At 52.3% G+C, this 18,464-nt stretch carries 21 protein-coding genes and 1 pseudogene; 11 read left to right on the forward strand and 11 right to left on the reverse strand.

What is annotated here, in order from left to right:
* The first annotated feature begins 154 nt into the window (after positions 1–154).
* The 4 genes from V8L73_RS18410 to V8L73_RS18425 all read left to right on the forward strand — a co-directional run bounded on the left by V8L73_RS18410 (position 155) and on the right by V8L73_RS18425 (position 3,278).
* A complete protein-coding gene (locus V8L73_RS18410) occupies positions 155–1,396 on the forward strand; it encodes a fimbrial protein (protein WP_261832106.1) in 1,242 nt (413 codons plus the stop codon).
* 140 nt (positions 1,397–1,536) lie between these two features.
* Positions 1,537–2,337, forward strand: a complete 801-nt coding sequence (locus V8L73_RS18415) for a hypothetical protein (protein ID WP_347253687.1) — start codon at positions 1,537–1,539, stop codon at positions 2,335–2,337.
* A 288-nt stretch (positions 2,338–2,625) separates the two neighbouring features.
* Complete coding sequence (locus tag V8L73_RS18420) at positions 2,626–2,943, forward strand: type II toxin-antitoxin system RelE/ParE family toxin (RefSeq protein ID WP_347254835.1); 318 nt, start codon at positions 2,626–2,628, stop codon at positions 2,941–2,943.
* Positions 2,940–3,278: a helix-turn-helix domain-containing protein gene (locus tag V8L73_RS18425; RefSeq protein ID WP_347253688.1), complete on the forward strand. Its 339-nt coding sequence runs from the start codon at positions 2,940–2,942 to the stop codon at positions 3,276–3,278. The genes V8L73_RS18420 and V8L73_RS18425 overlap by 4 nt, the downstream gene beginning before the upstream one ends.
* A 69-nt stretch (positions 3,279–3,347) precedes the next feature.
* On the opposite strand, the pseudogene V8L73_RS18430 reads toward V8L73_RS18425, so the two are convergent.
* Positions 3,348–3,527: pseudogene (locus V8L73_RS18430) on the reverse strand (AbiEi antitoxin N-terminal domain-containing protein); the annotation flags it as partial.
* 465 nt (positions 3,528–3,992) lie between these two features.
* On the opposite strand from V8L73_RS18430, the gene V8L73_RS18435 reads away from it, so the two are divergent.
* Positions 3,993–4,610, forward strand: coding sequence for a Fic/DOC family protein (locus tag V8L73_RS18435; protein ID WP_347253689.1), 618 nt, complete (start codon positions 3,993–3,995; stop codon positions 4,608–4,610).
* Here V8L73_RS18435 and V8L73_RS18440 read toward each other — a convergent pair.
* A complete protein-coding gene (locus tag V8L73_RS18440; protein WP_347253690.1) occupies positions 4,607–4,777 on the reverse strand; it encodes a hypothetical protein in 171 nt (56 codons plus the stop codon). The two genes, V8L73_RS18435 and V8L73_RS18440, sit on opposite strands and share 4 nt — an antisense overlap.
* 318 nt (positions 4,778–5,095) lie before the next feature.
* Between V8L73_RS18440 and V8L73_RS18445 the strand changes: the two genes are divergently transcribed.
* From V8L73_RS18445 to xreR2, 3 genes are read left to right on the forward strand one after another with little or no spacing between them, the layout of a single operon-like run.
* Complete coding sequence (locus V8L73_RS18445) at positions 5,096–5,269, forward strand: ash family protein (RefSeq protein WP_422655630.1); 174 nt, start codon at positions 5,096–5,098, stop codon at positions 5,267–5,269.
* Positions 5,221–5,679 (forward strand): hypothetical protein, encoded by a 459-nt coding sequence (locus V8L73_RS18450; protein ID WP_347253692.1) that lies wholly within the window; start codon positions 5,221–5,223, stop codon positions 5,677–5,679. The genes V8L73_RS18445 and V8L73_RS18450 overlap by 49 nt, the downstream gene beginning before the upstream one ends.
* Entirely contained in the window at positions 5,679–5,888 is a 210-nt protein-coding gene (gene xreR2, locus V8L73_RS18455) for a cell morphology transcriptional regulator XreR2 (RefSeq protein ID WP_347253693.1), read from the forward strand. Before V8L73_RS18450 ends, xreR2 begins: the two co-directional genes overlap by 1 nt.
* Before the next feature lie 100 nt (positions 5,889–5,988).
* Here the strand turns inward: xreR2 and V8L73_RS18460 are convergent, their stop codons facing one another.
* From V8L73_RS18460 to V8L73_RS18485, 6 genes are all read right to left on the reverse strand, one after another.
* The gene (locus V8L73_RS18460; protein WP_347253694.1) at positions 5,989–6,480 is read right to left on the reverse strand and encodes a CPCC family cysteine-rich protein; all 492 of its coding nucleotides are present in this window, start codon (positions 6,478–6,480) and stop codon (positions 5,989–5,991) included.
* A complete protein-coding gene (locus tag V8L73_RS18465; protein ID WP_347253695.1) occupies positions 6,470–6,880 on the reverse strand; it encodes a hypothetical protein in 411 nt (136 codons plus the stop codon). The genes V8L73_RS18460 and V8L73_RS18465 overlap by 11 nt, the downstream gene beginning before the upstream one ends.
* Before the next feature lie 419 nt (positions 6,881–7,299).
* Positions 7,300–7,632 carry a hypothetical protein gene (locus tag V8L73_RS18470; RefSeq protein ID WP_347253696.1) on the reverse strand — a complete coding sequence of 111 codons (333 nt, stop codon included), beginning with the start codon at positions 7,630–7,632 and terminating at the stop codon, positions 7,300–7,302.
* A 69-nt stretch (positions 7,633–7,701) separates the two neighbouring features.
* Positions 7,702–8,088: a hypothetical protein gene (locus tag V8L73_RS18475; protein ID WP_027275542.1), complete on the reverse strand. Its 387-nt coding sequence runs from the start codon at positions 8,086–8,088 to the stop codon at positions 7,702–7,704.
* Positions 8,089–8,230: 142 nt separating this feature from the next.
* Positions 8,231–9,916: a molecular chaperone HscC gene (locus V8L73_RS18480; RefSeq protein ID WP_027275541.1), complete on the reverse strand. Its 1,686-nt coding sequence runs from the start codon at positions 9,914–9,916 to the stop codon at positions 8,231–8,233.
* 59 nt (positions 9,917–9,975) lie between these two features.
* The gene (locus V8L73_RS18485; protein ID WP_347253697.1) at positions 9,976–10,479 is read right to left on the reverse strand and encodes a low molecular weight protein-tyrosine-phosphatase; all 504 of its coding nucleotides are present in this window, start codon (positions 10,477–10,479) and stop codon (positions 9,976–9,978) included.
* Positions 10,480–10,711: 232 nt separating this feature from the next.
* Here V8L73_RS18485 and V8L73_RS18490 point away from each other — a divergent pair, with 232 nt between their 5' ends.
* Positions 10,712–12,109: an MFS transporter gene (locus V8L73_RS18490; protein ID WP_347253698.1), complete on the forward strand. Its 1,398-nt coding sequence runs from the start codon at positions 10,712–10,714 to the stop codon at positions 12,107–12,109.
* Positions 12,110–12,135: 26 nt separating this feature from the next.
* Complete coding sequence (locus V8L73_RS18495) at positions 12,136–12,717, forward strand: GNAT family N-acetyltransferase (protein ID WP_347253699.1); 582 nt, start codon at positions 12,136–12,138, stop codon at positions 12,715–12,717.
* A gap of 99 nt (positions 12,718–12,816) precedes the next feature.
* Here V8L73_RS18495 and V8L73_RS18500 read toward each other — a convergent pair whose 3' ends face one another.
* Both V8L73_RS18500 and V8L73_RS18505 read right to left on the reverse strand, forming a co-directional pair.
* Positions 12,817–13,158, reverse strand: coding sequence for a YegP family protein (locus V8L73_RS18500; protein WP_027275537.1), 342 nt, complete (start codon positions 13,156–13,158; stop codon positions 12,817–12,819).
* Positions 13,159–13,286: 128 nt separating this feature from the next.
* On the reverse strand, positions 13,287–14,192 hold the full coding sequence (locus V8L73_RS18505) for a LysR family transcriptional regulator (RefSeq protein ID WP_347253700.1): 906 nt from the start codon (positions 14,190–14,192) through the stop codon (positions 13,287–13,289).
* Positions 14,193–14,331: 139 nt separating this feature from the next.
* On the opposite strand from V8L73_RS18505, the gene V8L73_RS18510 reads away from it, so the two are divergent.
* Complete coding sequence (locus tag V8L73_RS18510) at positions 14,332–15,009, forward strand: isochorismatase family protein (RefSeq protein ID WP_347253701.1); 678 nt, start codon at positions 14,332–14,334, stop codon at positions 15,007–15,009.
* 64 nt (positions 15,010–15,073) lie between these two features.
* On the opposite strand, the gene V8L73_RS18515 is transcribed toward V8L73_RS18510, so the two are convergent.
* On the reverse strand, positions 15,074–18,280 hold the full coding sequence (locus tag V8L73_RS18515) for an autotransporter outer membrane beta-barrel domain-containing protein (RefSeq protein ID WP_347253702.1): 3,207 nt from the start codon (positions 18,278–18,280) through the stop codon (positions 15,074–15,076).
* Positions 18,281–18,464 lie beyond the last annotated feature (184 nt).

The raw sequence follows: 18,464 nt of genomic DNA on the forward strand, positions 1-18,464 counted from the left end.
TTATTTGCCTCCCGTTCAAAAAACCAAGTAAAATGATGGAATTATAGATCCAATAAGTCTAAAATTAATAAATTATGCAGACGGCCTATAATTCAGCATATCCGGCGCTAAGAAAATTATATTAATACTAACCTTACTTGAGTTTGACTTTATTATGTTTATTCAATGGAAGAAGATAACGCTCTCAAACATGATTGCAGGCATTTTTTGTTTCTCGATAAGCTTTGCAACTCAGGCTTTAACGTTCACCTATTATCCGACATGGGGTTCAGGAGGCGGCGTTGCGGGGACCTGCACATTTACATTACCCGAACAAGCACCGCTGTCGATCCCCCGAACGCTGATTGTCGATAACAGCCTGCCAAACGGTACAGAGCTGTTTAGCTGGAATTACAATGAATTCATACCTAACATCAGCGGAAGCTGTAGCGCAAATGGTTCCAACACTAGATCATCATCGGCAAGATTCTTTTTTATGCCCGCAGGTTCGGTCGGAGGAACGGCCATGACGTCTGGTGCCTTCAAGACAAATATACCCGGTATAGGCATCAAGTTTTACTATACTTACACGGCTACAGGAATGAGCGCATATCAAAGCGCTACCAGCTCATCGACCACGAGAATAACCACCGAAGACGGCTGGAAGATTGGTGTAACTCCACTCAATATCGAATATTCAATGAAGAACGATACCTCTATAGGCGTTTGGTTCACTACGGACTACCGTATGACTCCGCCCCCAACGACTTACTTTTATTCCTACAACGCTAACAATGCTGCTTATTCCGTACGTGCCGCATTGGTTAAAACAGGAAGTATCACCTATACCTCAACGCCACTGTCATTACCGCAAGCAGCTACTTTCGGCACGCCCGATGCCGGTGGGTATACTCCAATTCCTACCGTGCTAGGAGGAGGAGGCATCACCATCATTCCCCCTACTTGCCGCCTGCATACGCCAGAGGATTACGTCGTCAATATGGGGGAATGGACAAACAAAGCCCAGCGCCCCGCCTACAGTACGCCAAAGGGCTTTAATATCAATCTAGAATGTTCCGGTAGGCCTGACAACGTATACTTTCGCTTTGAGGACACGGGCATCTCACCCGGCGGCAATAAAAACGTCAGCCTGTATGACGGCAGTGGAAATAAAATAGACGGTTTGGAAATTGAAATGCAGTACGGCGGCTCGCGCATTGACGTCGATAACACGACTATCACCAGCGTAGGGCCGCACGGCGCGACCAAAACTAACACGCAAGATTTTTCGTTTAACAGCCAAAGCAGCGTTGGATTTTCGGCTCGTTATGTACAGCGTAACAATATCCAAAAAGCAGGAACGCCTTATTTTGGTCCCGTGACGGGAATGGTGAATATGTACGTCATCTACCAGTAACAGAATAGGGAATTAGTTTTTGCGAGCCGTTTCCAGACCCTATATTCCCTTTCTTACTACAGACGCTGGTCGCTGTATCATCGCATTAATGCGCTGCCGCCGCTGATAGAAGAGAGTTTTTCTTTGCTGTTGGGGGCGCTGTGGGCGTCGGCGTAGAGGTTGCCGATACGATTACAGATAGCGCTGATGACATAAAAATAGAACCTAAAAAACGCAGTTCTAAAATTGTTCATAACTCACGTAGAACAATACCCTTTATGTTGAGGATATATATGGCTTCGCATCCATTTTTCTCGTCAACCAGCGATAGCGCAATGACGATTCGGGGCTACGAGCTAAGGTCAACTGAACGCGCTTATGGTGATTCCCTGAGGACAATCTTCGATGAGCTTGAACGTGTGGATTTTCTCGCATCGGCCGAAACGAGAATTTTTACCTGCTTTCGCTTTCTGGATGCAAAGTCTGACTGGGGAACCGTATGGCGCAAGATAAAAGGCGAAGATTGCATCGGACTCGATCTCGTATTCCTGAACGACGTCGACTTACCCTTTTATAACACCACTCTCGCCGCGCTATCCGATGGCCTTCAACGACTGGCGATCGGGCTTACAACGAGAGACGTTTTCATCGAAGTGCTGGACAGCTGCGCCCACAGATTCAAGGAGTGGGGGCACGACCCCGCACAAATTCATGCCCGTCTGGAAAGTTGGTTTCATAATGAAGGTTACAGCCAAATCTGGAAGCTATTCGACCTTTTTGGACAAGACACAAACTTGAGCGACTGTGAGCGCCTCATACCATGGCTCACTTTCGATGACGTCGTCTTTTTGTATGAACGATGGCATGCGTCTCAGGGGAAGAACTTCGTCTCGACGTTGGATTCTCGATGCCACTATAAGCAGATTGGCCTGATACCTAAAAACAAGAAAAAATCAGCGTAACTTCGCGTGTGATAAACCTATTTGATACGGCACCCAAGAAGCGTCAGTCCTCTTATTGGAAGCGAAGTATTAATGTGTAGGTAACTCACTCATCTTTTGCGGCCAACCTTCCATAAATTATCTTGCCGTTTGTCATGTGTCGGCGGTTATCAATAATATTCTGCACGAACATCAATTAATCCTTTCATTTGATTTGCTCCCCCGAAAACAATTGTATAAAATTTTATACACAAGGAAAACTCAATATCCGAAAAGGCAACGATGCCTGAAGAAAAGGCAATCGTATGGATGGGCACCTCATTTGAGGATGTACTGGCTTTCCCCCGAACGGTGCGTAAAGAAGTGGGTTATCAGTTACACCGAGTACAATATGGCATTGAGCCTAAAGACTGGAAACCTTTCTCGGAAGTAGGCGCTGGCGTTAACGAAATTCGGGTACGCGATGCCAGTGGGACTTACCGCGTAATGTATGTAGCAAAGTTTGATGAGGCTATCTACGTTCTACACGGCTTTCAGAAAAAAACGCAGCAAACGGATAAGCATGATAAAGATATCGTCAGAATGCGTTACAACCTGGCAATCCAACAGCGGGGAAACGGTAAATGACCACAAAAACGAACAATGAATCTCGCCATATCACGCCCTCCGGCGGCAATATCTTTGCCGATCTGGGCTTTGACGAACGGGAAGCCAAAGCGCTTCATGCGGATTCCTTGCGCGAAATAGAAAACACGCTGGCCATCAAGGAAGCGCTAATGGAAGAAATCGCGGTCTGGATTGCAGACAGAAAGATGAAGCAGGCGGAGGTCGCCGCCATTTTGCATATTTCGCGCCCGCGCGTTTCCGACGTGGTAAATAAAAAAACTGGCAAGTTCACAATTGATTCGCTGGTGAATATGCTGAGCCGCATGGGTAAAGACGTTCGGGTTTGTGTTGGGTGAGCTTACACGCCGATTAAGCGACAGCGGGAAGGCAAAAGGCGCCTCACCATTATTGATAACGCCGCTGGCACTCCATTGGGGTTCACGCCCAGTGCGTACATATACCCCGGCGCGTAGTTTTTGCAGCCCGTCGCTATGCATATACTTATTGGCTAAAGATGGGCTAATGCCATTTTTTGTCAGCCAAGACTGCAACACCAAAGAGCCCGGCGTCGTATTTCGCAAAAGCCAGTTTAGTTTTGATGACATATATTCTCTTTTAGTTTAACAATATAGAAAATAGTAAACTATTGAGTTGATGACATGTCAATCTTGAAAGCTGTCACTCCTGCTATCTTGAGGAACACCCGTAACTTTATATAGCAAGCACTTCCTTGAAAAGAGGAAACGTTGCTAAATTAAATAGTTATTCTCTATTTTGCGAGCCATCCCCAGATACTAGATCCCTTCTCTTGCCGCCGATCTCTGCCCGCGGTATCGGTAGTTCGTTGTAAGGGGTTTCAGGGTCCCAGCCCATATGTTTATAAAAACCGTTTTTATCGACATATGGCCCTAATATGTCGATGCTATAAACATGTCACACCGTTATGAAGACAGCGTAAACCGTCAACGGATAAAAAAGAGGCGTTAGTATGTTAAATAGTATTGAAATAGCGTTATAAATTAATTTATGCCCCAACGGATCCTTTCACACGATCAGAGCAGAGTATTTCAATGAGCCGATACCATGTTTCCAACAGCGAAGGCCTGCATGAAAAGAACTCCGATGAACAGGTCCTAGCCAACAAGCTGGGCATTTCTGATGCCAACAAAATCAATGACGCTGAACTAGTATTATTAGAGCAGCTCTATGACTTTATTTTTGAAGAACAATTTCCTCTTGGGCAAATCACGGTATCTATGCTCAAAAAATGGCATCATCGCTGGTTAGGTAATATCTATGAATGGGCAGGGCGAGAAAGAACTGTCAATATCAGCAAAGGCGGCTTTATGTTTGCGCCTTCAGCCCAGCTACCAAAACTACTGGACAAGTTTGATACTAACTATCTTGCCCGTTACACCCCCTGTGATGAAATGGATGAAGAACAGCTCATCGAAGCCATCTCGGTAATCCATGTTGAGCTGATACTCATTCATCCGTTCAGAGAAGGAAATGGACGTCTATCGCGACTTTTAGCTGATGTAATGGCCGTTCAGGGGGGATTTAAGCCATTGAATTATCGAAGTTGGGAACAGAATCGAGCTCAGTACATTTCAGCTATCCATGCGGGTATATCGATGGACTATGAGCCAATGAAGCACTGGGTCAAAAAGGCATTAAAAAACGGCTAAATCGCCAAGCGTAGATGAGCAAATTCTTTACGCTTAGCCTCAAGTGAAGCCTCTATTTTACTAGAAGATTGGCCTGTTTCGATCGCCGTTGACGTTGCCACTGAACGAACGATCTCTTCACGAGACGGCTTGACATAAGACGCTGGCGTCTTCTTGTTATCGTTCATCACTATTCCTAAGGTAGATTGATCTGTTAAAGCGTTCTGTAGATTATTATAGCAAGTGTCTTACTCTACTTCATATAGCAATCTCTTTTCTAAAAAAGAGTAAGCAATACCAAACCAAATCACTATCTTGCGAGCCATCCCCAGACTCTAAATCCCCGCTCTTGCCGCAGCGCGGCGACCACGCTATCGTCGCACCGTGCCTGAGAAATCAGGCAACGGGATTAGCCTCCTGCCGATAACTCTCTGACGACATATGATTTTTATGTCGTGCGTCCGACTTTAGAAGCGATATACTGTCGCTTCTCTATGGTGGGCTGGATGAGGGCGCCGCAAGGTGCGCCGGTGTCCAGAGAGGCCGGTAAGGCTAACCTCGTCCAGTTCACCACCCGCGAGATTAGCCTCTCCAGTGGTGACCATATCAATCACTTTCTGGAGGCTGCTCTATGGCTACAACCCCTACCCAAACACATCCGTTACTTTTTCTCGCTTTAAATCCCAACGTCGATTTCACCACGCTGGCCGACTACTGCGAGCAGTTTGCCGAAGCGCAGGCCGAGTTTAACTTTCCGGTGCTGCGCGCCGCGTTTTGCGAACGTCTCATTGCCTGCCTGACGTGGCTTAAAGATACGCAGAACGCCCCCATCCCGCCCCATCTGGAATCGCAGTTTATTGTTGACGCCTACCCCCTCGTTTCTCCTCGCTTCGAGCCCGAAACGGGGCAGCTGTGCGACTACTGCCTGGCGCTGGCGAAGGTTCTGGCCGACCGGGAGCTGCCGCCCGACGTGGAGCAAACGTTCTCAGACCTGCTGTTTGGGCTCGCCTGTTATCTTGCCGCAGATCTTAAAGCCCCGCGCTGGGTACGCACGGCTAACGGGCTCGTTCCCGTCGATGGAGGTGAGTGATGAAGCAGCAGGACTGGCATCCCGCCGATATCATCGCGGCGCTGAAAAAGCGCGGCACGTCGCTCGCCGCCGTCTCCCGCAACGCGGGGTTGGCGTCCTCTACGCTCGCCAACGCGCTGATGCGCCGCTGGCCTAAGGGGGAAAGGCTGATTGCCGGAGCGCTTGGGGTTGCGCCGGAGGATATCTGGCCTTCGCGGTATCGGGGATAGGTTGGATTTTTTGAAATTTACTTTCCGCGCCGTTGTAAATAGCGGCGCGGATGTTGCGATAGCTCGCCAGCAACTGTCAGAAGTGAAAAGAATTTATTTGTTATTTCGATGACAAAATATATTTTTCATCACCAAGGGCTACTCTATGACTAAAATCCTCCGTGGCCTTAAAGTCATTCATTGAACAACGATTGCAGCTGCTATATTCATCGCCAACCTTACCGTCATTTTGCCACCCGCATACGGGGCATATTTCATAGAAGGCATCTTCTCTATTTTCAAAAACGATGTATCCGCAGGCATCGCAACAAACGCCTTTTATTGTGTCATCCCGATGGTCAAGAATGGTGATTTCGTTGCCCGTAATGGATCTTACGATATTTTCCCAGAAGCCATTTCTTATTAATCTGGAAAAAACAAGGTCGTCATATATTATCTGGTTATATTTTTTCTTTGCTGATTCGAGCGAGGAATTATCATCAATCACACCATGTTCGATAAGAAACAGGGTTCTGTCTTCTGCTGTTGTTTTGAATAATGAGTACAATCTAATGAATTCAATAACTTCATTGTACGTAAACTCAATTTTCATTACGACGCAATCTCCTAATTCCCCATGCCACACAGCCACCCAATCCTCCAAGCACAACGCCAACGGCCAACCCAGAAAGCATCTCCCTATAGCTCATTAATTCTGTATTTAGGGTAAAGGCGCTAAGCATAACGCCGATAACGGTAACGATCGAGGCGTGAAGGATGCTCTTTTTTTGTATCAGCAAACCTGCAAAAAAACCGCAAAGGAACGTCAGAAAACAGGCCATCAAATTGAAATACGTCAAATTCTCGCCCACTGGCCCAAAAAATCTATAGCGGATAACGAGATAGAGAATATTCCTCGCAAGAAGGTAGATATTGATACATACCATATAAGCCAGAAACACTTTGTTTTGGAGCCGTGATTCAAAAAATTTAATCATTTTATCTGCCAACATGGCGCGATATCCCTATTCACTAAATTATTCCCTACATCCCTATTTTTTAATACTAAGGAATATATCCATTTTTCGAACTAACCGATACCGAAAGAATAACGTTATCTTTCACTCGTATATCAACAAAAAAATCCTTTTTACAGTGCGGGCATTCAACATAGCCTTCTGCCGTAAAACTTTCTTGTAGCCTGTTTTTAGTGACGTTTATTAGCTCATCCTTCAGTTGATATTGGCATAAATTCCCTGAAGGGAAGAAAGCTTCAATCTCATAGACGTCTGATGCCTCACATCGAGGGCAAACGCAGACTGCGTGTAGGATGTCATGCGTTGACATGGAATTTCCCTTAACGGCATACCGTGCCCTTAAATGTGCCGGCGTCTCGTTCCAAACGCAACTGAAGTGATGCCATAGGCAGTAGCTACTCGAACCGTAATTCCCACTTAGAAAGAATATTTTCATATTGTTCACGGTCTGGGATCGTAAATGGAACCTTCTTCACAACAGCGCTTAATATCGAAAAAAGATCTTTCTTTAACTTCATATCATCGATAAAGGTGTCAATACCAACTACGTACTGAAATAATGCATTATTGTTAGATAATTCTTTTATTTCATTAGGTAATAATGTGCCTTCATCGCTAGCTATTATTAATACTGCATCACCAAAGGGATGGATCATTTCCACACACTCAAGTTCGTCGATTAACAGACGTACCTCCTCCATTACACGGCGATATGCTTTTGTGTACATTCTATTTTTTGATACTAAAGATAGTGAAAATCTCACAACTAATAGCTCCCAAAACGATAAGATCATATTTCAATAAGATGATGCTGGATCTGACATGCCGCATTTATCCATAAAATAGAGATAGATAGTTTTTTTCTTATAGGTACATGCAATAAATTCTGGAGTGGAAAAAGATCCGGCAACGAGAAATAAAGAAAGCTTATATATTGCCAGTTCAATAGATTCGTATGATAAGCGCAGTTCCATCGATAATCGGCTCATAAAAATATCGTCATCCTCTGGATGCCCGGAGCATGACAATAATAAGGTGCGATAAGGCGCTGAGCCTGCGCATTCTAGCGCTATCTCCGCCGTTTTTTGCGTGTCTAATAAGGTGGTAAACGCAAGCATTAGCTCTTGCGCATCCTGCTCGTTAAGAAAAAAGTGAAAACCGCTCAGGCTTTTATTAATAAACACGTTATTTACCTATATTCGGCCTATGTGAGATATCCCATTATCTTTCGTTAGCATGGCGCTCGCCCCTCTTACGAAAAAACGGTTTTGCGCGAGCGGTACCATCGCGCAAAGCCAGTAAGATATTCTCGTTTAGCCAACCACCCTACAGCTTCATCGAATCCAAATACTCAATCAGCCGCGCGCGCGCCGAGTCGATCTCCTCTACGCGGTGTTCGCTTAAAAGCTCGTCGAACTCGTTAAGCCAAATGCCGATCTGGATGCGCTCGTTGCCCAACGACTGCGCCCAGGCGCGTTCCAGGCGGGCGCGCAGGGCGCGGTTGGGCATTTCGTCGCGGGGGTGGATCTTGAGCGCCTTAAGCCGCTCGTGGCTGCTCTTTTTCTGCTCTTCGCTCAGCCCGATGGGGCTGTGGTCGATAACCTTGGTGTGGGATTTACCCGTTTCAAGCAGGTCGACGTCCACTTCCAGCAGGCCGTTGATGTCGTAGCTAAAGCGTACGTCCAGCGACTGAATGTTGCCGTTCGGCTCTACCGGCACTTCGAACTCGTCCACCAGAATGTTGTTCTCGACGCGGGGATTTTCCCCCTGATAGACGGCGATGCGAATAGACTTCTGCTCCGGGTGGCCGGTGTAGAACGTCTCTACCCGCGAGGTCGGCACCACGGTGTTGCGTTCGATAATCGGCGAGAACACGCCGGACACCTTGCCGTTGTTGGTGGAAATACCGAGGGTATAGGGGCAGACGTCGGTCAGGATAACCTCGTCGATCGCCTCATCGCGCAGGCGGCAGGCGGCCTGTACCGCCGCACCCAGGGCGACGATGGTGCTTGGGTCCAGATGCTGATGAGGCATTTTGCCGAACAGGCGCACCACTAAACGCTGGATGATCGACAGCTGAGACGCGCCGCCCACCAGCACCAGGTTGTCCAGCTCGCTCGGCTGCAGGCGGGCGTCGTTCAGCGCCTGCTCGATCGGCGCCCGCAGGCGGTTGAGCAGAGGCAACCAGACCTTCTCCGCTTTCTGCATGTCCAGCTCATAGCGCCACTCTTTGTCCTGCCAGTGCCAGACGATATCGACGTCCTGCGCGCCCATGCGGCACTTGGCCTCTTCGGCGCTGTCGTTTAGGCGCGCCAAGGCATCGGTCGTAACCTCGCCTTCGCTGAGCTTCCACTCCTTCAAGCAGTCTTTCACCAGCGCATGGGTGAAGTCTTCCCCGCCCAGATAGTTATCCCCGGCGGAGGAGTGAACCTCAATCAGCGGCAGGGCGAATTCCAGCACCGTGACGTCAAACGTGCCGCCGCCGAGGTCAAACACCAGCGTGCGGCCAAACTCCTGAGTGTGCAGGCCGTAGGCCATTGCGGCGGCGGTGGGTTCGTTAATCAGGCGTACCGCGTTAAGCCCGGCCAGCTCGGCGGCGAATCGCGTCTGCTTGCGCTGCTCGTCGCTAAAGTAGGCGGGTACGGAAATCACCACGTCGGAGATCTCCTGCCCAAGCCAGGCTTCGGCGTCTGCCTTCAGGGATTTGAGCACCAGCGCCGACAGCTCCGGCGCGTTAAAGGTTTTCTCCGCAAGGCGATAGGTCTTGTTGCTGCCCATAAAGCGCTTAAACAGCGCGGCGGACCGGGTTGGGTGCGTCGTCAGGCGTGAAAAGGCCGGGCGACCGACCAAAATAGAGCCGTCTTCATCGAGGCTGACGACGGAAGGAGTCAGGTATTCGCCCAGCGCATTGGGAATAAGCTGCGCTTTTCCCTCCTGCCAGACGCTGATAAGACTGTTGGTTGTCCCTAAATCAATGCCAATCGCCGGCACTGACGCACGTTCTCCATTCATGACCTGCTCCCATTAAATTGCTCACTAACCCTGCATAATATAGGGGTAGCAGGCGGCGATCAAACGTTCAGGCCGTGTTCCCGTCCGATCGCCTCAAGAAGCGCTCTCGCCCCGGCCTCAACCAGCCGCTCGGTCTGTGCAAAGTCGCCCGTATAGTACGGATCGGGCACGTCCGCGATGTCGGCATTCGGCACAAAGTCCATCAGTTTGTACAGGTGGTCGATAAACGGCGTTCCTGCAATGTCGCGAATATCGTCGATATTGCCGTTATCCATTGCGATTAGATAGTCAACATTCCCAATATCGTCGCGCTTTAACAGTGACGCCCGCATAGTGGAAAAATCAATGCCCCATCGACGCAGCACCTCTTGCGTACCCCGATGAGGCGGATTTCCCACGTTCCACCTTTCCGTCCCGGCGGAGCGGACTTCAATGCGCTCGCTTAGCCCCGCCTGCGCCACCAGATGGCGAAAAATGCCCTCCGCCATCGGAGAACGGCATATATTGCCTAAACAGACAAATTCAACGACGATGACCTCTTTCTCTCCTGCTTTTTGCTTCATATCGCCCCATTTTCTGCATCGTTTTAATGCTAAAACAATAATACATTTTTCAGCCAAACCAAAATCCGGCCTGTGCTTTGCCCGGTGAACCGTCAGCCAGCGGGCGTGCAAGAAACCGTAACCCGGCTTTACCTCTTTGCCAGAAACCATTATGGTTGGTAAATCATGCTGCGCGCTTATTGCGCTTTCCTACACGTGCCGCAACGGCTTCTATCTCTGAACGGGAGGCTTCGTGAAAAAGGCCTTTGGCGTCTTCTTCCCCCTGTATACCACCACGCTCATCATGCTGCTGGGCTCAGGCCTGCTGACCACCTATATCTCTCTTCGGCTGGCTTCGGCCAACGTCAGCGGCGCGCTTATCGGCGCGCTGACCGCCGCCAACTACGTCGGGCTGGTGCTCGGCGGCAAGGTCGGGCATTACCTGATTGCCCGCGTCGGCCATATCCGCACCTATGTCGCCTGCGCGGGCATCATCACGGCTGCGGTGCTGGCGCACGGGCTAACGGCAATGCTGCCGGTCTGGGTCGGGCTGAGGCTGGTTATCGGCATGTGCCTGATGTGTCAGTACATGGTGCTGGAAAGCTGGTTTAACGATCAGGCGGAGCCCAATCAGCGCGGCGTGGTGTTCGGTTTCTACATGGCCGCGTCGTATCTCGGCATGGCGCTGGGTCAGCTGGTGCTCATCCTGCTGCCGGACCTGGAAATCCAGTCGCTGCTGATTATCGCGCTTTGTTTCTCGCTGTGTCTGGTGCCCATCGCGTTAACCACCCGTAGCCACGCCCGGCAGATGTCGCCCGCGCCGATGGAGCTGCGCTTTTTCGTCGGCGCTATCCCTAAGGTGTTGGCCTCAACGCTGGTGGTCGGCATGGCGATCGGTTCCTTTTACGGGCTGGCGCCGGTTTATACCCAGCTACAATCTTTATCAACCGAGCAGACGGGCCTGTTTATGGCGCTGTCGGTCTGCGCCGGCCTTATCGTACAGTTACCCTTCAGTTGGTTATCCGATCGCTACAACCGGCTTACGCTGTTAAGGGTGATTTCCCTGATGCTAGCGGCAGCCGCGCTGCCGCTAGCCCTGCTGCCCCACATTGACTTTACGCTGCTGCTCGGCATTGGGTTTATCGTCGGCATGCTGCAGTTTACGCTCTACCCGCTGGTGGTGGCACTGGCCAACGACCTGATTGAGCCGGAACGCCGGGTTTCGCTGGCGGCCTGCTTGCTGATGGCGTTCGGCGTTGGCGCAAGCATCGGCCCGCTGCTGGTCGGCGCGGCCATGATGCCGCTGGGGGGCAACATCCTGTACGCCTTCTTTGCCCTGTGCGGTATTATTTTGGCGCTGCTTAGCAGAACGCCCAAACAAGAGGAGGTGCAGTTTGTACAAGACGCGCCGCTGCCTCACGTCGCTATGCCGGACAGCCTGATGAGTTCTCCTCTGTCCCCTGCGCTTAACCCCAGCTTTGACGAGCAGATGATTCAGGAAGTCATGCCCTCGCCGGAACCAGCGAGTGAAGAAGACGCCGCTTTGCAAAGCGACGCGGAGCCCCCGGAAGAAGCCGAAGAAGACATGGCGCAGAGCGAAGAACGCAAAAATGACGAAGGCCTGGAAAAGGCCTACACCATGCTGCCCTGATGCCGTTTAGAGATGAGATGACTGAAATGACCGAAATAGTGGAAATAACGACCGAACGCCTCAGGCTGCGCCAGTGGACGCCCGCCGATCGGGAGCCGTGGGCCGACATGCTGGCCGACCCGCGCGTAATGGCCTACTTTCCCGCCCCGTTGGACCGTACGGCCAGCGACGCCTTCGCCGATCGCTGCCAGGCAGGGATTGTCGAACGCGGCTGGGGATTTTGGGCGGTAGAGCGCCTAAGCGACGGGCGATTTATCGGCATGGTCGGGCTTAATGTGCCTCCCGCTGCACTACCGTTCTCCCCTTGCGTGGAAATCGGCTGGCGGCTGGCGCACGACTGCTGGGGAAAAGGCTATGCGTTTGAGGCGGCTAACGGCGCGCTTGCGGCGGGATTCGAACGTTTGGGCCTTTCAGAAATCGTCGCGTTCACTACGCTGCAAAACCGCCGTTCCCGTGCGCTGATGGAAAGATTAGGCATGCGGCCCTCGCCGCAGGAGGAATTCGACCACCCAATGCTTACAGCCGACAGCCCGCTGCTCAAGCACTGCCTGTATCGGCTTTCCAAAGAGGCCTGGATGACGCGCTCTGCCGACGCAAACAAACGCTGACGGCAAAGCGCTATAGGAAGAAAAAGGTCCGCTAACCGTGTCAGGGACTAACGGACGAAGCACTACAGGGTGTAAAGAACCTGTTATTACTCAACGTCGCTAAGGCTGCAACGTCAGATCGTGAACGGTGGCATCCGGTGCGTTGTGGCTTACGGACTGAATGCCGGCGTCTCTTGCCTGCTCCGTCGTATAGGTTTGGCTCGTGCCAATCACCTGACCATTGACCGCCTTCAGGTTAAATGAGAACTTTCCGTTGGCCGTCGCTTTTTTCTCGAAGTGTTTCACATCCTGCGAATGAGTTTTTACTGACTTCACACCGTTCTGGCAGTTGGCTTTGGTGGTATACCCTTCGCTGCCGAGAATAATCTGCCCGTTTCCTGCCTTCAGGCGAAAATAAAACTCATCGTTTTTACCTAGGAAAATTTCGAACTTCGCGCTCATATCCGTCCACCTTCTGTCTGTTCGCTGCGCCTTCACGGCGCTGTTCGGTAACTTCCTTAAGCATAGTCGATAGCGCTCACGGCGGTGGCAGAAACGCGTTTATTTTTTCACCTCACGGTACGTCGTCCCTATTCCTCGTCGATCGCCGAAAACCGCTCGGCAAGAAAATCAATAAGCGCCCTTACCGACGGCAGCAGCCCTCGCCGGCTGGGAAACACAACGTGGATAATTTCCTGCCGCGGCGCCCACGCGGGCAGAATATCAATCAAAGCGCCCTGCGCCAGCTCCTGCTGCACCATCAAAAGCGGAAGCTGAACCACGCCGACGCCTGCAATGGCGGCGCTGCGTAGCGCTATCATGTCCGTTGTGACAAAGCGCGGCGCATAGTCGACGTCTACCCGCTCGCCGCCGGGTCCGAACAGCGTCCAGCAAAACGCGCTCTGGGGCAAACCAAGCCCCAGCGTTGGCCAGTCGGCAAGCGACTGCGGGCCGAACGGCCGCCCAAGGCGGTCAACCAGCGCCGGGCTGGCGACCAGGCAATGCCTGCGCTCGGCCAGAACCCGCATCACCAGATCGCTGTCCTCCAGCGGCGGCGGACGTACTCGAACGGCAACGTCAACGCCTTCACCCAGCAGGTCTACCTTTCGGTTAGTCGCTTCCAGATGGACGGTCACCAGAGGATAGCGCGCCATAAAGTCAGCCAGCATCCGGCCAATGTGAACGTGCAGCATCGCCACCGGGCAGGTAACCCGAATAACGCCGCGCGGCGCCGCCCGGTTTGTTTCGATCACCTCCTGCGCCGCATCCGCCTCTACCAGCATGGCTTTACAGCGCTCGTAATAATCTCGACCGACGTCCGTCACGACAAAGTGGCGCGTAGAACGCTGGATCAGGCGAACGCCGAGCCGTTCTTCCAGCATGGCGATGCGTCGACTAAGCTTTGACTTGGGAACGCCCAGCGCTCGTCCGGCCGGCGCGAAGCCGCCGTGGTCTACGATCTGGACAAAGTAATAGAGGTCGTTCAAATCCTGCATGGCGCTTCACCATCGTTCTTAAAATAGGACGCTGAAGTCCAATTTAGCAGACTACCGGGCTTTTTGTCCTGAAACTATGATTTATCTATCGACGCGCTGCGTGCGCTTTCAGCCCACACAATCACCAGAGGATAAACTCATGACTATACCCGCCAACTTCCACAATCAGCATCCCGTCATTGATGCCGACGACGCCGTAATGCTTTTAATCGACCATCAGAGCGGCCTGTTCCAGACGGTAAACGACATGCCGATGCCGGAACTGCGCGCCCGCGCCGCCGCGCTGGCGAAAATGGCCACGCTGAGCAACATTCCGGTCATCACCACCGCCTCCGTGCCGCAGGGCCCCAACGGCCCGCTGATCCCGGAAATTCACGCCAACGCGCCGCATGCCAAGTACGTCGCCCGCCGGGGAGAGATCAACGCCTGGGACAACCCGGAGTTTGTCGCCGCCGTTAAGGCCACCGGTCGCAAAACGCTGATTATCGCCGGCACCATCACCAGCGTATGCATGGCCTTCCCCTCCATTAGCGCGGTTGCCGACGGCTATCGGGTGTTTGCGGTCATCGACGCATCGGGAACTTACAGCAAGATGGCGCAGGAAATCACGCTGGCCCGCGTGGTTCAGGCCGGCGTCGTACCGATGGACACCGCCGCCGTCGCCTCCGAGCTGCAAAAGACCTGGAACCGAGACGACGCACAGGAGTGGGCGGAGGTTTACACCCAGATTTTCCCGGCCTACCGGCTGCTGATTGAAAGCTACCAGAAGGCGCAAGAGGTGGCTAAAAGCAACGAAAAGCTGGACTCCGCGCGTTAATACGTATGACACCCCGCCATTGGCGGGGTGCTTTTTGACTGAATAACCGTAAATAGGGACGAAATCAGAACCGCTTCTTCACGCCCAGCATGCCGCCGTAGCTTCGGTAGTCGTTCTCCCCTCCCCGACCGCGAATATGGCCCCACGCCTGCCACCCGCCGGCAACTTCGCCCTGTAGGCCAAGCTTTAATTCATAAGTGCTGCTCGGGGTATTGTCATTGATGGTTTTGCCGTTGAAGCTCAGATCGTTCTTCGTAGTGTCATGCCACCAGTTGGCTTCAATAAACGGCTGCACGCTTCTGCCCTCCAACATGCTCCGGCTGTGCAACCGTACGCCCAAACGCGTCACTGCGCTATCGGTATCACCGCCGCGCACTCGGGTGTCATTCGCTTCTCTATGGTTGTCCGTTCGATAGATGTTGTAGGCGACCTGCCCCTGCGGCTCGATAAACCATTCGCGGCTTCTGTTTTCTCCCAGGCTAAAGGCGTAGCCGCTTTCGACAGAAAAGATCCAACCGCGGCTGTCATAGCTTTCCTCCTGGTGGCCCTTGCCCTGTACGCGGTTATCGTACCAGGCGTATTGCCCCCAGACGTCAACGTATGGGCCGACCAAGCCGTCTTTCTGACCGAACCAGGTGAGGTAAACGCCGGCGCTATAGCCGTCAACGTCTCCGCTGGCGGCGCGCTCATGGCCGCTGGCCGTGATGCCGCTGTGGGCTACGTCCGCGTCGATATGGCTTTGGCCAAAGGCTCCCATAACCCCCATGTGCCAACGATCGATACCACCTCGGCTCCAGCGAATAAGATCGCCGCCAAGGTGTACTATTTCCGTATTGGTTTTCATATCTATATAGCCATCGGCAGCGTGGCTGTTGGTGCGCTCCGCAACAATGCGCACCCAAGCTGCGGGTTCGCTGTCGGCATCGCTGTGCGCATCGCCCGAAAGCTGCTCGCCGCGGCGGTCGTGCATCGTATGCATAAACATCGTGCTGGCGGCTCTGAGGTTGCGCAGATAAACCCCCGTTTCCGGGCGCGGCGTCTCCAGCGTACGCAGATACCAATTGCCGTCACCGGCGCTCGCGCCGACGCCGCCCTGATGCAGGTCGTATTCATGAATGCCCGCCGTAACCCGGCTGGCTAAAGAAAACTGGCCGTCGGACTGACCGCCGACGCTGACGACTTCAATACCGTTAACCGTAGGCGTTCCCTCCCCGTCGAGGTTATTGATAGTAATGCGGGTAGCGCCATTCGTATTGCCAAGGATGACGAGCCTGTCCGTTTGCGAAACATCGTGGCCCAGTCTGGTGTTGAGCGTCAGCTGGCCATTATCACCCACATAGTCGCCGCCGACTGACAGCATGCTGGTAGCTGCCGGCCCCATCAGTCGAATCTCGCCGCCGTTAATCAGGCTGCCGCTGATGGTGAAATGTCCATCGCGCCCGCCGCCAAATCCTGGCGCGGCGTTGGCGACAACCAGCGTTCCCCTGTTAGTGACGTCGCCCACCACGCTGCCGTAGCCGCCCAGCGTGCCGGAGGGGTGTATCGTCATCCCGCCTCCGCCCAGCAGCCGAGCATTATTGCCTAAGATAAGCGCGCCTGCGTAAACGTCCGTTGCGCCGGTATAATCATGATCGCCGGTAAAGACTAAAAGGCCATCTCCTGCCTTGATTAATGAACCCTTACCGTCAATAACGCCGTTGAATACGGTATCCGTCGTCTGGTTCACGGTTAATGCGGAGCCCGTTAAATGGACCGTTCCCGCACCCGTTAGGTTATTGACCCGCTGCGCAAACCCGTTGAGATCAAAAACGCCGCTGGGGCTTAACGACAGCATATCGCTATCGTTAATGATATTCGCAGCACCGGCCCGTAGCGTACCGGCATTGACCACCGTTGGTCCCGTATAGCTGCTGTCAGGGTTTGTTAGAAGCAAAACCCCCTCATCATCTTTGAACAGCGTACCTACCCCACTGATTTTTCCGGCAAACGTTTTGTCGCTAATATGGGCAAAAGCGAGTACGCCATCGTTCGCTACGTCTCCGTTCAGCTCTCCCGGCGGATGTATCCACAGGCTGGCGCCGGACGCAATAGCCGTGCCCCCGCCGACGCCGGCATGCGTCAACGCGCCGTTTAAGACCAAAGCCCCGCTTTTAACGTTCAGCGCCGCTGAATCTTCTGCGGTTGTGCTCATCGCGCTACCGCCGAGCACCCACGTCCGATCGTGCCCGGCCTCTACCACAACTCGCTCCAGACCGAAGAAGTCACTCGTCAAAACGCCGCTTTCCCGTAAAGTCAGCGTATTGCCTCCACCAAGGCTGACAATAGCGCCGTCAATAGAACTGCCCTGCGTCAGAACCAGCACATTATTATCACCGCTGACGGAAACCGCGATGCCCGAGCGCCCCACGACGCTACCGCCGTTGGTGAAGGTATGATTATCAGTATTGATAAACACGCCGGTGCCTCCAATAATCGAGCCTTGGTTATTAATTTCAACGGTGCCGTGGCTGTTGATTAAGACGCCATATTGCGTACTGGCAGTACCTGGAGTAACGATCGTCCCGCCCTCCTGATTAATAAGTTTTCCACCCGAACCGTTGCGAAACCAAACGCCATAGTTTTTAACGCTAATATTGCCGGCATTGATAACTTCGCCATAGCCCGCATTCGTAATGACGCCATAACCGCCGCTAAGCGTGGATGAATCGCTGCCGACATAAACGCCGTTGCCCCCCTTAAAATACACCGCCGTCAACGACCCTCCGCCTTGAATAAGGCCATCGTTAACCACCTTACCGCCGTTCATCACAAATATGCCGTCGCTCTGGCTATTAACGACCCCCGACCTTGAATTGGAGACAGTTCCCCCCGCCTGTAGCCGAACGCCGAATGAATCGCCGTTATTGCCTCGGCCAGAGCTAATAATATTTCCCGAATTATTCAAAACGGATCGGCCGTTCTGTGAATCTAAATAAACACCGTTTTCGGCCCTAATTCCTGCGCCGTTGTCTATAACCAGCGCCCAATCAGCGGTATTGCGGCCAACGATGCCAACTTGGCCCGGCGCGTTGATAACGTGTGGCGCCGCTAAAATAAACGGCCCAGAACCGCTGAGCGTATAGGTTCCCGTTTGTGCAAGAATCTCGACGTCAGCAAAAGCATACGGGGTAAATCCGACCAGCAGCGATGAACACGCTAACGATATTCTTTTGTAAGGCTTACCGGTAGGTTCAGAGCAATACTCATAGGGTGAACACGTTATATTTTTCATAGAAAACCTCCGTAAAAAAAATAAAAAACAGGGCTCCGCGCTGCATTTATTAATAACGCAACGCTGTCAGGGAAAGAGAAAGGTGCAGGAGTTCTCCTAGATGAAAATATGAATCCTCATCCACGTATTGATAATAATTATTAGACTCAGGCAATATTCCAAATATTTTCTTAAAATAGATTAT

The sequence above is a fragment of the Leminorella grimontii genome (assembly GCF_039789245.1).
Classification (GTDB): domain Bacteria; phylum Pseudomonadota; class Gammaproteobacteria; order Enterobacterales; family Enterobacteriaceae; genus Leminorella; species Leminorella grimontii.